At 60.7% G+C, this 12,546-nt stretch carries 11 protein-coding genes; 7 read left to right on the forward strand and 4 right to left on the reverse strand.

Annotated features, from left to right (window positions below):
• The first annotated feature begins 8 nt into the window (after nucleotides 1-8).
• The 4 genes from kdpB (at nucleotide 9) to HX868_RS16180 (ending at nucleotide 6,176) form a co-directional block, all read left to right on the forward strand.
• A complete protein-coding gene (gene kdpB, locus HX868_RS16165) occupies nucleotides 9-2,066 on the forward strand; it encodes a potassium-transporting ATPase subunit KdpB (protein ID WP_177003540.1) in 2,058 nt (685 codons plus the stop codon).
• Between the two features lie 64 nt (nucleotides 2,067-2,130).
• Complete coding sequence (kdpC, locus tag HX868_RS16170; RefSeq protein WP_038844521.1) at nucleotides 2,131-2,676, forward strand: potassium-transporting ATPase subunit KdpC; 546 nt, start codon at nucleotides 2,131-2,133, stop codon at nucleotides 2,674-2,676.
• 30 nt (nucleotides 2,677-2,706) lie between these two features.
• The gene (locus HX868_RS16175) at nucleotides 2,707-5,358 is read left to right on the forward strand and encodes a sensor histidine kinase (RefSeq protein ID WP_177003541.1); all 2,652 of its coding nucleotides are present in this window, start codon (nucleotides 2,707-2,709) and stop codon (nucleotides 5,356-5,358) included.
• Between the two features lie 128 nt (nucleotides 5,359-5,486).
• Complete coding sequence (locus tag HX868_RS16180) at nucleotides 5,487-6,176, forward strand: response regulator (protein WP_177003542.1); 690 nt, start codon at nucleotides 5,487-5,489, stop codon at nucleotides 6,174-6,176.
• Between the two features lie 6 nt (nucleotides 6,177-6,182).
• Here the strand turns inward: HX868_RS16180 and HX868_RS16185 are convergent, their stop codons facing one another.
• Nucleotides 6,183-7,220 (reverse strand): patatin-like phospholipase family protein, encoded by a 1,038-nt coding sequence (locus tag HX868_RS16185; protein ID WP_038844524.1) that lies wholly within the window; start codon nucleotides 7,218-7,220, stop codon nucleotides 6,183-6,185.
• Between the two features lie 216 nt (nucleotides 7,221-7,436).
• Between HX868_RS16185 and HX868_RS16190 the strand changes: the two genes are divergently transcribed.
• The 3 genes from HX868_RS16190 to HX868_RS16200 all read left to right on the forward strand — a co-directional run bounded on the left by HX868_RS16190 (nucleotide 7,437) and on the right by HX868_RS16200 (nucleotide 9,409).
• Nucleotides 7,437-7,715, forward strand: coding sequence for a hypothetical protein (locus HX868_RS16190; RefSeq protein WP_003172685.1), 279 nt, complete (start codon nucleotides 7,437-7,439; stop codon nucleotides 7,713-7,715).
• 44 nt (nucleotides 7,716-7,759) lie between these two features.
• Nucleotides 7,760-8,521, forward strand: a complete 762-nt coding sequence (locus tag HX868_RS16195; RefSeq protein WP_177003543.1) for a CHAD domain-containing protein — start codon at nucleotides 7,760-7,762, stop codon at nucleotides 8,519-8,521.
• A 90-nt stretch (nucleotides 8,522-8,611) separates the two neighbouring features.
• Nucleotides 8,612-9,409 (forward strand): acyl-CoA thioesterase, encoded by a 798-nt coding sequence (locus HX868_RS16200; protein WP_177003544.1) that lies wholly within the window; start codon nucleotides 8,612-8,614, stop codon nucleotides 9,407-9,409.
• Nucleotides 9,410-9,411: 2 nt separating this feature from the next.
• Here HX868_RS16200 and HX868_RS16205 read toward each other — a convergent pair whose 3' ends face one another.
• From HX868_RS16205 to HX868_RS16215, 3 genes are all read right to left on the reverse strand, one after another.
• On the reverse strand, nucleotides 9,412-9,774 hold the full coding sequence (locus HX868_RS16205) for an Mpo1-like protein (RefSeq protein WP_010566540.1): 363 nt from the start codon (nucleotides 9,772-9,774) through the stop codon (nucleotides 9,412-9,414).
• 138 nt (nucleotides 9,775-9,912) lie between these two features.
• Nucleotides 9,913-10,326 carry a hypothetical protein gene (locus HX868_RS16210; protein WP_177003545.1) on the reverse strand — a complete coding sequence of 138 codons (414 nt, stop codon included), beginning with the start codon at nucleotides 10,324-10,326 and terminating at the stop codon, nucleotides 9,913-9,915.
• On the reverse strand, nucleotides 10,283-12,546 hold a 2,264-nt coding region (locus HX868_RS16215; RefSeq protein ID WP_177003546.1), incomplete at its 5' end, for an RHS repeat-associated core domain-containing protein. The genes HX868_RS16210 and HX868_RS16215, both read right to left, overlap by 44 nt.

The raw sequence follows: 12,546 nt of genomic DNA on the forward strand, positions 1-12,546 counted from the left end.
ATATGAAAATGAATATGCCTGCAAAAAATGCGGCTCCAGTGCAAACCCAGGAGCCCGCCAAAACCGCCATCTCCGCCCTGTGGCGCCCGGCGCTGGTCCAGGCGTTCGTCAAGCTGGATCCGCGTCAACTGCAACGCTCGCCGGTGATGCTGGTGGTCGAGTTGACGGCCATCCTCACCACCGTGCTGTGCTTTGTACCCGACACCACGGTGCCGACCTATGTCGCCGTGCAGATCGCCGTGTGGCTGTGGTTCACCGTGCTGTTCGCCAACTTCGCCGAAGCCTTGGCCGAAGGGCGTGGCAAGGCCCGTGCCGACAGCCTCAAGGCTGGCAGTGAAGGCCTGAGCGCACGCCGCAAGGAGGCCGATGGCAGCTTCAAGGTCGTGCCGGCCACCAGCCTGCGCAAAGGCGATGTGGTGCGCGTGGCCGCCGGGGAAATGATCCCCGGTGACGGCGAAGTCATCGAAGGGATCGCGGCGGTCAACGAAGCGGCGATCACCGGCGAATCCGCACCGGTGATCCGCGAGTCTGGTGGCGACCGTTCGGCCGTCACCGGCAACACCCGCCTGGTGTCGGACTGGCTGTTGATCCGCATCACCGCCAACCCCGGTGAGTCCACCCTCGACCGCATGATCGCGCTGGTCGAAGGCGCCAAGCGCCAGAAAACCCCCAACGAAGTCGCGCTGGATATCCTGCTGATCGGCTTGACCCTGATCTTCTTGTTGGTGGTGGTGACCCTGCAACCCTTCGCCCACTTCGCCAATGGCAGCTTGCCCCTGGTGTTTCTGGTCGCACTGCTGGTCACGCTGATTCCTACAACCATCGGTGGCTTGCTGTCGGCCATCGGCATCGCCGGCATGGACCGCCTGGTGCGGCTTAACGTGATCGCCAAGTCCGGCCGTGCCGTGGAAGCGGCGGGTGACGTGCACGTGTTGCTGTTGGACAAGACCGGCACCATCACCTTCGGTAACCGTCGCTGTGCGGCAGTGGTCGCGGCGCCTGGCGTCAGTGGCAAGGAAGTGGCCGAAGGTGCGCTGTTTGCCTCGCTGGCGGATGACACGGCGGAAGGCAAATCCATCGTCGAATACCTGCGCGCCTTGCACCCTCAAGCCGAACCGAGCGCAGACGAACTTACGGCTGTGCCGTTCAGTGCTGAAACCCGCTTGTCCGGTGTCGACTACCAGGGTCGCGTGTTCCGTAAAGGCGCGGTGGATTCGCTGTTGGCCTTCATCGGTCAACAACGTCGCGACTTGCAGCCTGCGCTGTCGCGGGAAATCGACAAGATCGCCCAGAGCGGCGGCACCCCGTTGCTGGTGTGTGCCGACGGCAAGTTGCTCGGCGCGATCCACCTGAAGGACGTGGTCAAGCCGGGTATCCGCGAGCGTTTTGCCGAGCTGCGCAAACTGGGGATTCGCACCGTGATGGTCACCGGCGACAACCCGCTGACTGCTGCTGCAATTGCCGCCGAAGCGGGCGTTGACGACGTACTGGCCGAAGCCACGCCAGAGAAAAAACTCGCACGCATCCGTCATGAACAAAACGACGGCCGTCTGGTGGCAATGTGCGGCGACGGAGCCAACGATGCTCCGGCGCTGGCCCAGGCGGACGTCGGCATGGCCATGAATGACGGCACCCAGGCCGCCCGCGAGGCCGCCAACATGGTCGACCTCGACAGCGACCCGACCAAGCTGCTGGACGTGGTGCAGATCGGCAAAGAATTGCTGGTGACCCGTGGCGCGCTGACCACCTTCTCCATCGCCAACGACGTGGCCAAGTACTTCGCGATCTTGCCCGCGCTGTTCGCCTCGATCTATCCGCAACTGGGCGTGCTCAACGTGATGCACCTGCAGAGCCCACAGAGCGCGATTCTCTCGGCCATTGTGTTCAACGCATTGATCATCGTGGTGCTGATTCCGTTGGCGCTGCGCGGTGTGCGTGTGCAAGCGGCGAGTGCGGCGGCGTTGCTGCGCCGTAACCTGCTGATCTACGGGCTGGGCGGGATCCTGGTGCCATTCGTGGGCATCAAGGCGATCGACATGCTGTTGACTGCGTTGCACCTGGTTTGACCCGAATCCTGTGGGTGCCAGATGGGTGCCCACAGGTTGCAATGACCGAATTGAGGAATCCGAAATGTCCAACATGATCCGCCCGGCCCTGAGCCTTTTGGTGCTCATGACACTGATCACCGGCGTTGCCTACCCATTGGTGGTAACTGGCGTCGCCCAAGTCGCCTTCCCGGACCAGGCCAATGGCAGCCTGGTGCGCGACGACAGCGGCAAAGTGCGTGGTTCCAGCCTGATCGCCCAGGATTTTACCGGCGACAGCTGGTTCCACCCGCGCCCCTCGGCCGGCGCTTTCGCGACGGTTTCCAGCAGTGCCAGCAACCTTGGCCCCAGCAACCCGGCGCTGGCGACACGCATCTTCGATGACGCCAACAAGCAACTGGTGCCCAGCCAAGGGCCCGTACCTCTGGCATCGCTGACTACCTCTGGCAGCGGTCTTGATCCACACTTGCCCCCACAGGCGATTGCCTATCAACTGGCGCGAGTGGCGGCGGCGCGGAATGTGCCGGTGTCGACCTTGCAGCGCTTGCTCGATGAGCACATCGAAAGCCCATTGGTGGGCCCGCCGGTGGTGAACGTGCTGGCGCTGAACATGGCGCTGGAAAAGCTGTAACCCGATCAATACCTGAAGGACACTGCCCGCATGAGCGACTCCGGCCGCGCCGATGCCCTGTTAGCCGATCTGCCCCGGGACGGCCGTGGCCGGCTCAAAGTCTTCCTCGGTGCCGCGCCGGGTGTGGGCAAGACCTACGCCATGCTCCAGGCTGCGCACACCCAGTTGCGCCAAGGCGTGCGGCTGATTGCCGGTGTGGTCGAGACCCACGGCCGCGCCGAGACCGAAGCTTTGCTCAGTGGCCTGCCGCAACAACCTTTGCTGCGCAGCGAATACCGTGGCGTGATGCTTGAAGAAATGGACCTCGACGGCCTGCTCGCCGCCAAGCCCAAGCTGGTGCTGGTGGACGAGCTGGCCCACAGTAATGCCCCCGGCAGTCGTCATGAAAAGCGCTGGCAAGACATTCAGGAACTGCTCGCTGCGGGCATCAACGTGTTCACCACGGTCAACGTCCAGCATCTGGAAAGCCTCAACGACCAGGTGCGTGGCATCACGGGTGTGCAGGTGCGCGAAACCCTGCCGGATTGGGTGTTGCAAGAAGCTGACGAACTGCTGCTGATCGACCTGCCGTCCCGCGAGCTGCTGGAGCGCCTGCGTGACGGCAAGGTCTATGTGCCGGAGCAGGCCCGCGCGGCCATCGATGCGTTTTTCACCCAGACCAACCTCATGGCCTTGCGCGAGTTGGCGATGCAAACCGCCGCCGCCCACGTCGATGATGATTTGGCCCAGGGCTACCGCCAGCTCGGCCAGGCCGCGCCGGCGGTGCGTGGTCGCTTGTTGGTGGGCGTGGATGGCGATGCGCAGGCCGAGCGGCTGGTGCGGCATGCCAGCCGCGTTGCCCAGCGTCGGCATTTGCCGTGGAGCCTGGTGCATATCGATAACGGCCGTGCGCGCGATGAGCAGTCCCGGTTGCGTTTGCAGAACGCCCAGCAACTGGCCGAGCGTCTCGGCGGGGAGGTAGTGCTGCTGCGGGCGGGGGAGGTGGCCAAGACACTGATCCAGCATGCCGCTGAACGTCGCGCCAGCCTGTTGCTGGTGGGACAGTCGCGGATGCGTTGGCGGCGTCGCTTGTTTGGCGGTGGCCTGGCTGCGCGGTTATTGCGCAATGCGCGCGGCCTGGAAATCAACGTCCTCGACAGCGACGACATCCCGGCGCCACCACGCTTGCCGGATGTACGTGGGTTGGTGTGGTTCGATTATGCGCTGGCGGTGGTGGCGACGGTGGTGGCGGCTGCGGTGGCGTGGGCGGTGTCCAGCGTCTTGCCGCTGCCGAATATCTCGCTGGTGTTTCTCGCCGCCGTGTTGCTGGTGGCGGTGCGCAGCAGCCTGGGGCCATCCTTGGTGTGCGCGGCGTTGTCGTTCCTGACCTATGACTTTCTGTTTATCCCGCCAAATTTTTCCTTCGCCATCCAGCGCGAAGAAGACGTGCTGACCCTGTTGTTCTTCCTGTTGATGGCGGCGTTGACCGGCAACCTGGCCGCACGTCAACGCCGGCAGCTGCAAGCGTTGCGCGATACCCAGGAAGAAACCAGCGAACTGCTCGACCTGTCGCGCAAACTCACCGCTGCCACCGATCGCCAGGCGGTGGTCAGCGCGGCTGCGCATCATTTGGAAGGTTGGAGCGACCTGGACTTGTGCCTGGTCAATCGTGATGGGCAGGGTGGTTGGACGATCGAGACCGGTGGCCCGCTGACGCTTACCGAAGCCGAACGCGCCGCTGCCGATTGGGCCTGGCAGCACGACCAGCCGGCGGGCATGGGCACCGGTACCTTGCCGTTCGGGCGTTGGTGGTGGTGGCCGTTGTCGGGCGAAGAGGGCCCGCTGGGGTTGCTGGGCGTCAGTCCAAAACCCGGCCTGGAGTTGAGCGGACAACGCCGTCGATTGCTCACGGCCTTGAGCCAACCGTTGGCCCAGGCTTTGGCGCGTGCGCAACTGGCCCAGGAGCTGGAGTCCGCTCGATTGCACGGCGAAACCGAGCAACTGCGCAGTGCTTTGCTGGCCTCGGTGTCCCACGATTTGCGCACGCCGCTGACGTCCATGCGCGGCAGTATCGACAGCCTGTTGGCGCTGGGTGAAGCCATACCGCTGGAGGATCGCCGCGAGTTGCTGGAAGGCACCCGCGATGAAGCTGAGCGTCTGGACCGTTATATCCAGAACCTGCTCGACATGACACGCCTCGGTCATGGCGCGTTGAAACTGGCACGGGACTGGGTGTCGCCGGGCGATATCGTTGGCAGCGCCCTCGGCCGTCTGCGTGCGGTTCTGGCGCCGTTGCAGGTGAGCACCGATGTGCCGCCCGAGTTGCCGTTGTTGTACGTGCATGCCGCGTTGATCGAGCAAGCGTTGGTCAATGTGCTGGAAAACGCCGCACGTTTCTCACCGCCGCAAGGCCGTTTGCGACTGAGCGCCGGCGTTGTGGACAACCAGCTGTTTTTCGCCGTGGCCGACGAGGGACCGGGCATTCCGGAAGACGAGCGGGCAAAGATCTTCGACATGTTCTACACCGCCGCCCGAGGTGATCGCGGCGGGCAGGGCACGGGCCTGGGCCTGGCGATCTGCCAGGGTATGGTCGGCGCCCACGGCGGGCATATCAGTGTGGCCGACGGTATCGACGGGCGTGGCACCTGCATCACCTTGTTCCTGCCGTTGCCGACACAGCCTGGCCTGGAGCAAAACCTGTAGGAGCGAGCTTGCTCGCGAAGGTCGTTAACGATAAAGATGGCATCCTGAATGCACGCGGTGCCTTTGAGTTTTTCGCGAGCAAGCTCGCTCCTACAATGAGTTGTTTTCACGGATTTTGATGGGACACCATGAGCCAGACCTCGACGATTTTGGTCATTGATGACGAACCGCAGATCCGCAAATTCCTGCGCATCAGCCTGGCCTCCCAGGGTTACAAAGTGATCGAGGCCGGCACCGGCAACGAAGGCCTTGCCCAGGCGGCATTGAGCAAGCCGGATTTGCTGGTGCTAGACCTTGGCCTGCCGGACATGGACGGCCAGCAAGTGCTGCGTGAGTTTCGTGAGTGGTCGACAGTGCCGGTGCTGGTGCTGTCAGTACGCGCGAGCGAAGTGCAGAAAGTGGAAGCCCTCGATGGTGGGGCGAATGACTACGTGACCAAACCCTTCGGTATCCAGGAGTTTCTCGCTCGGGTGCGCGCGTTGTTGCGCCAGGCGCCGGCGGGCGAAGCCCAGGAAGCGGCCTTGCGTTTTGGCCCGCTGACGGTGGACCTGGCTTATCGTCGGGTGCTGCTGGACGGTGCCGAAGTGGCGCTGACCCGCAAGGAGTACGCGGTGCTGGCGCAGCTGGCGCGGCATCCGGGGCGGGTGATTACCCAGCAGCAACTGCTCAAGGATATCTGGGGGCCGACTCATACCGAGGACAGCCACTACCTGCGTATCGTCGTGGGCCACCTGCGGCAGAAACTGGCAGATGATCCGACCCAGCCGCGGTTTATCGTGACCGAGGCGGGAGTGGGGTATCGGTTGTTGAGTGCATGACCGCCGTCAGCTCTGCTCACTTTCATAGCGGTCCAACGTATCACTGGCGATTTCCCGCCCGAGTGCGATCAGCTCCGGCGCTTTGTAGAACTCGAAAAACCGGCACACCCGCTTCGGCACGTTGATCAGCACGTCGGGCGGGTAACCGGCAATCTTGTACTGCGCCAAGGACGTCTGCATCACCTCGAAGCTCTGGTTGATCAGGTCCAGCAGCGACGCTGGGCCGACGTTATCGATGATGAATGAGCCGGTCGCGGACTTCGGTGCCCCCGGCTTTTCCGGTGCGGCGGCGGGTTGTTGGGATTCCGGCTCGGCCGACTCCAGCCACGGATTGATCTCCGCTGCCTGGGCCTCCAAGGCTTCCTGCTCCAATTTCATTAATTGTTCGGCCTGCTTGCGGCGAAACGGCAGGTGCGAGCCGAGTGACTTGGCCAGGTTGTTGAAGCGACTCTTGAAGGCCGGCGGGCGCTGGATCACTGGCAACTGGTAGTGCTTCTGGTTGGTGGCGTTGAGGTTGACCGCGATGATCAAATCGCAATGGCTCGACACCACCGGCACGATGGGCAGCGGGTTGAGCAGGCCACCGTCGACCAGCATGCGGTTGCCTTGCATCACCGGGGTGAACAGGCTGGGAATCGCCGCCGAGGCGCGCATGGCCTGATGCAGGCAGCCTTCCTGGAACCAGATTTCCTGCTGGTTGGTCAGGTCGGTGGCGACGGCGGTGTAGGGGATACGCAGCTCTTCGATATTGATCTCGCCGACGATCTTACGGATTTGGCCGAAGACTTTCTCGCCGCGAATCGCCCCCAGGCGGAAACTCACGTCCACCAGACGCAGCACGTCGAGGTAATCGAGGCTTTCAATCCAGTTGCGATAATCATCCAGCTTGCCGGCGGCGTAGATCCCGCCTACCACGGCGCCCATGGAGCAGCCGGCAATACAAGCGATGTCATAGCCACGCCGTTCGATCTCTTCAATCACTCCGATGTGCGCGTAACCCCGAGCCCCACCGGAGCCCAGCACCAAGGCAACACGTTTCTTCATGGTCCATGTCCTCCCCAAGGCAGGGTCCCACAATGCACCCATTAAGGGGGCGGCTTCAATCTTCGCGGGCGGCCGGCGATATTTTTCCAGAATAGCCACGGTGCTCGGGTATGCTCTGGTCTGTAGGTACTATCGATTTCAGGCTAAGGACAGGCACTTTTTCATGTAGGCAACGTCTACAACGTACGACTGTTTTTTCTTTTTGAGGTGTCATCAATGAAAGCCTGGATGTGTGTACCTGTGATCATGCTGGCCCTGGCCGGTTGTGCCGGGAAGACCGCGTACCGCGACAGCTGCGGCAGCCAATTGGACGCTGCCTGGAAAGAGCTGGATCTGGCCAAGGCTGAAGGCTTTGCTGGCACCGTGAGCTACTCTAAAGCCTTGTCGCTGCTGACGGGCGCCAAGACCCAGCAACAATTTGAAGCGTTTGAAGGCTGCTCCAACAAGGCCGAGAAAGCGCGGTTCTATATTCGTGAGTCTCGCGCCGGGCGTTGACCTGCAGCAGCGAGTAGGATTTCTCATCAGACAGTGAGGGCAGGATGTCAGCTTTGGTCGATCAGTTAGTCGCTCAGGTCATTGGCCTGGAAGTAGGGTTACTGAGCTGCCAGGCTCGCCTCGCCGCCGTCACCGACGATGAAGCCCTGCATGATCTGCGCACCACCGTGCGTCGTCTGCGCAGCTTGTTGCGCCCTTTGCGCGGGCTGCCGGGTGTGGAACAGCTTGAGTTGGCCGCCAGTACTGTCGGCCAACTGACGACGCCGCTACGCGACCGTGAGGTGCTGGCGGCGTATTTGCATCAGCATGGACATCACGAGGCGGCCAACCGCCGACTGCGGCTGCAACCTGATGCCTATCGCCAGGTGTCACAAAGCCCGGAACTCGCGCATCTACTGCTGATTCTGGATGCTTTCCCGCGGTTTATCCGTGCCTCTGAACACCAGAAATTGCTCAAAGGCCTGCGCTCGCGCATCGAAAAACGCCTGGCCAAGCAATGGCAGAGGCTCGATGAAGCTTTAAAGGACCCCGACCATGATCGCCACCGTCTGCGGTTGTTGATCAAGCGCGTGCGCTACGCCGCTGAGGCCTATCCTGAATTGAACAAGTTGCCTGCCAACGCGATGTCGCGCCTGAAAAAAGCCCAGGGCGCGTTAGGCGATTGGCATGATTGCTGGCAATGGCTGGCCCAGGCTGAGCATCAAGCGGATCTGCAACCTTGCGTTGCGGTGTGGCATCGCACCATGGCCAAGGCTGAAGGGCAGGCGGACCGCGTGCTGGACAAACTCAGCGCTGATTGTTTCTGAACCGGTCCGGCTTTTGGCCGGAATAGGCGCTGTACCTGGCTGGCCCGATGGTTAAGATCCCCCATCTGTTCCTTTTGATGTGAGACTGCCATGCGCTTTAGTGATTTGCTCGACGCCGCCCGCAGCAACCCGCTGGATGTCACCATCCCCGCCGAATGGGCCCAGGGCCGCGCGACCTTTGGTGGCCTGGTGGCTGCCTTGCAATACGAGGCCCTGCGCGCCCAGGTGCCGGCCGAGCGTCCGCTACGGTCGCTGGCCATCACCTTCGTCGGCCCTGTAGCGCCAGACGTTCCTGCCAGTTATCAAGTCGAAGTGTTGCGCGAAGGCAAGGCCGTCAGCCAATTGCTTGGCCGTGTGGTGCAGAACGGTGAAGTGGCGACACTGGTACAGGCCAGTTTCGGTGCGTCCCGTGAGTCGGAAATCGCGGTTGAAAGCGAAGCGCCGCCGGTGTTCAAACATTGGGATGAATGCCAGGAACTGCCCTACATCAAGGGCGTCACCCCCGAATTCATGCGCCACCTGGCGATGCGCTGGAGCGTCGGCGGCTTACCCTTCACCGGCAATAAATCCCGCGACATGGGCGGTTGGGTACGCTTACGCGGAGATGTCAAAGAAGAGCCACTGACAGAAGCGCACATCCTTGCCTTAGTCGACGCCTGGCCCCCAGCCCTGCTGCCGCACCTGAAAAAGCCGGCGCCCGGCAGCACCCTGACCTGGACCATCGAATTCATCCAGCCCTTGCAAAACCTGACGACCCTCGACTGGTGCCAGTATTACGTCAACATCGAACACGCCCGCGACGGCTACGGCCATGCCGCTGCCGCCCTCTGGAGCCCGACCGGCGAGTTGATCGCCATCAGCCGCCAGACCGTAGTGGTCTTCGCCTGACCTCAATGCCGGTGGCGCTGCCGCCAGGCGCGCCACCAGCCGCCGCTTAGTACAAAGCGCGGAAAAGTCACGAACTGCTCGACCACCAGACGCTGCACCGCATCTTTACGGTCACTGAACGGCTCACTGGCCTGGGCTTCCAGGCTATGGCCATGACGCTGCAACGCCAAGCCGGCCAGGATCCCGACCACACCCACGGCAAAACTGGCCAAGCTCAGGCTGAAAACCCCGGACACGATCAACAGAAACCCGATGATGAACAGCGGTACGGCAATCAGGTGCAACGCCAAGTTGGTCGGGTGTTGATGGTTCTGCGGGTAGTTACGCCATTGCCAGGCGGGAAGATTGGGGTGACGTTTGCCCATGATGGTGAATCCTCTGTCCGTTGAAATAGCATGGAGAGAGTTTAGGTGGGGTCGGTGGGAGGGGCGAATTGGGGCTGGCTATGGGGGTCATAGACAGCAAGCTCCTGCCATGTAAACGACTGCTCGATTTTAAGCTTTTCAGTGAAAGCTGGCGTCGATTCTCTCGACCGTTAATTTAACAAAATTCCCATTCAGCTCTGGATGGTCATAATGTATGCCTTCGTCGCTCAGCGATGTGAAGGTGAGAAATCTCTCGTCACAGAGTTCGCCGTAAAGGATGTAGGAATAGCCAGGATCTATCTTTTCGGCCAACACGCCGCTCGACTCTACACGCTCAATTACGTAGTCGTCAGCAACGTTTATGGTCAGCTCCACCTCATAGAATTTCCCAACTTCTATTTGATAGGGGCAGTAACTTATAAAGCAATTTATGACCGTCCCCTCTATGAGCAGAGTAATGTCTTCGTCTATCTGATCATTGAGTGCTAAAACGCGCACTTTCTTATAGTTATTTGCTGTAAGGCCTGATGGTTTTGTCAGAGGGGTCGCCATTTATTATCCTCCAGAAGTCTTTTCCGCTTTTGGTATGCAGAGTGGTTATATGGCCATTTTTATTCGATCCTGCAAACGCAAATTTGGCCTGCCCTGTCCTATTTGTTCCCATAAGTAAAACATAGCCGGTCGTTGGTGTGTCCCTGTACAAATATTGCACAGGCGTACCATTGCTTACGACATGACGTGCAGCGAGTAAATATTCGTGACTATTTCCTACTCGAAATTCAGCCCCGTGCTTTTCGTAATGCTCGTTGAGTTTTTGCTCGTTGGCAAACTCTGTTGGACGCGTTGATACAGAAGGGGGACTGGGTTCACCTCTCGTTGCGGAGATGTTGTCTGATGGCTCTTCTATTCGAGCTTGCGATTTGCATGTGCCTCCCTCTGGGCAATTACTTAAGCCCAAAGGGTCAATCCAACCCGTCGGGTTGGTAGCGTACTGGTACGCATTGATCCCCCCCGCCAATTTCACCGGGTCCGTCGTCAGGTAGCGACCAATATCCGGATTGTAGTAGCGATGACGGTTGTAGTGCAGTCCGCTTTCATGGTCGAAGTATTGGCCTTGGAAGCGCAGCGGGTTGTCGATTTTTCCTATGTCGAGGCGGCTGATTTCGCCGTAGGCGCGGTAATGGGCGGACCAGACGATTTGACCATCGGATGCGGTGAGTTCCTGTGGGGTGCCGAGGTGGTCGAGTTGGTAATGGTAGGGCTTGATTTCCTTCGGGCCGAAGCCTTCCAGCATCGCCAACGGCCGGAAGCTGTCGGGTTCGTAGAGATAGCTGCGATGGCGCTCCGCGTGGTGTTCGGCGATGAGTTTGTCGCCCTGCCAGAAGAACTCGGTGGTCACGTCATCCACGGTTTTGCTGATGCGACGGCCAAACGGGTCGTAGCGATAGCTGGCGGTCTGGCCGTTGGGTTTTTTAATGCCGATCAGACGATGCTGGCAGTCGTAGCGGTATTCGGTGACGAGTTGATGGCCTTTGCCGCGTCGTTCGCGGATGAGGTTGCCGAAGGCGTCATAGTCGTAATGATGGTCGCCTTGGATCATCAGGCGATTACCCGCCACGATGTCCGGACCGGGGCGGTCTTGGATGAGAACGTTGCCAGCCGGGTCGTGGCCGAAGCGTTCCTGCACGTCTTGGGAGTGGTCGGCGCGGGTCAGGCGGCCGAGTGGATCGTAGTGGTAGTGGTGTTCACCTTTGCGGGTGTCGAGCAGGCGGGTGAGGTTGCCGGATGTGTCGTAGTGGTACTGGCGCCGATAAATAGCCCCTTCGATATCGCACAGGCCGTGGTTGAACAGGTGTCCCTGGGCGTCGTACTGATAACTGCTGAGTAGCTTTCCTTGGCCTCTTTGGTGTTCTCGACCTGCGTCGAATAGATGGGCGGTGAGCGGTTGACCATTTACCTCGACCTTCTCGAGTTGGCCGCCTTTGGTGTGGTTGAACGCAACCCGGTTGTTGTCCGGCAGGCGTAGGTTGTTCAGCTGTCCGCAGGCGTCATAGCCGTAACGCAGAGTGCCCCAGCCCTGGTGTTCGGCGAGGAGGCGGCTTTGGCTGTCGTACTCGTAGGCCAGGGCCCAGTGGCCGTCTTCGACGCTTAGGAGGTTGCCCTGACGGTCGTAGCCGTAATCGACCTTGTTGCCGTTGGGCAGGGTTTTTCTTACGAGGCGTCCGGCATGGTCGCGCTCGTAGCGGGTGATTAACTGACTACCGTCGTCACCGTGTTCGGTCTTTTCTTGCAGGTTGCCGTTGAGGTCGTAGAGGTAGGCCGTGCGCTGCCCGTCAAACCCGGTTTCCTGTTGGATCAGGCCATTGGCGTGATACTGGAGTCGGTAGCGTTCGCCAGCCTCGTTTTCAATCTCTGTCAGCAACAACCTGACGTTGTCGTAGCGGTATTTGACCTGAGTGCCATCAGCGTTGATGCGCCGGCTGATCAGGTGCAGGCCGTCGGCGTATTCGTAGCGGGTGACGTGGCCGAGCTCATCGCGTTCGGAGGTGATTTTTCCGTATGCGTTGTAGGTATATTTACGTGTATCACCGCTCGGCAAGACGATTTGGACTAATCGCCCAGCGTGGTTCCACTCAAATTGCGTGAGCGCGCCGTGTTCATCTTCCCGCGCAATCTGCCGCCCAAGATCGTCATAGCGATAGCGCTTGACTCCGCCATCCGGCAACTGCTCTTCAAGCAACTGCCCACGTTCATTCCAAACCAGCCGATGAC

The sequence above is a fragment of the Pseudomonas reactans genome (assembly GCF_013385825.1).
In the GTDB taxonomy this organism is placed as follows: Bacteria; Pseudomonadota; Gammaproteobacteria; order Pseudomonadales; family Pseudomonadaceae; genus Aquipseudomonas; species Aquipseudomonas reactans.

Coding starts and splice junctions, on each gene's coding strand:
- HX868_RS16190 (WP_003172685.1), top strand. CDS start 7,437: ATGAAAGCCTGGATGTGTGTACCTGTGATCATGCTGGCCCTGGCCGGT.
- HX868_RS16200 (WP_177003544.1), top strand. CDS start 8,612: ATGCGCTTTAGTGATTTGCTCGACGCCGCCCGCAGCAACCCGCTGGAT.
- HX868_RS16210 (WP_177003545.1), bottom strand. CDS start 10,326: ATGGCGACCCCTCTGACAAAACCATCAGGCCTTACAGCAAATAACTAT.
- HX868_RS16205 (WP_010566540.1), bottom strand. CDS start 9,774: ATGGGCAAACGTCACCCCAATCTTCCCGCCTGGCAATGGCGTAACTAC.
- kdpC (WP_038844521.1), top strand. CDS start 2,131: ATGTCCAACATGATCCGCCCGGCCCTGAGCCTTTTGGTGCTCATGACA.
- HX868_RS16195 (WP_177003543.1), top strand. CDS start 7,760: ATGTCAGCTTTGGTCGATCAGTTAGTCGCTCAGGTCATTGGCCTGGAA.
- HX868_RS16175 (WP_177003541.1), top strand. CDS start 2,707: ATGAGCGACTCCGGCCGCGCCGATGCCCTGTTAGCCGATCTGCCCCGG.
- HX868_RS16185 (WP_038844524.1), bottom strand. CDS start 7,220: ATGAAGAAACGTGTTGCCTTGGTGCTGGGCTCCGGTGGGGCTCGGGGT.
- kdpB (WP_177003540.1), top strand. CDS start 9: ATGAATATGCCTGCAAAAAATGCGGCTCCAGTGCAAACCCAGGAGCCC.
- HX868_RS16180 (WP_177003542.1), top strand. CDS start 5,487: ATGAGCCAGACCTCGACGATTTTGGTCATTGATGACGAACCGCAGATC.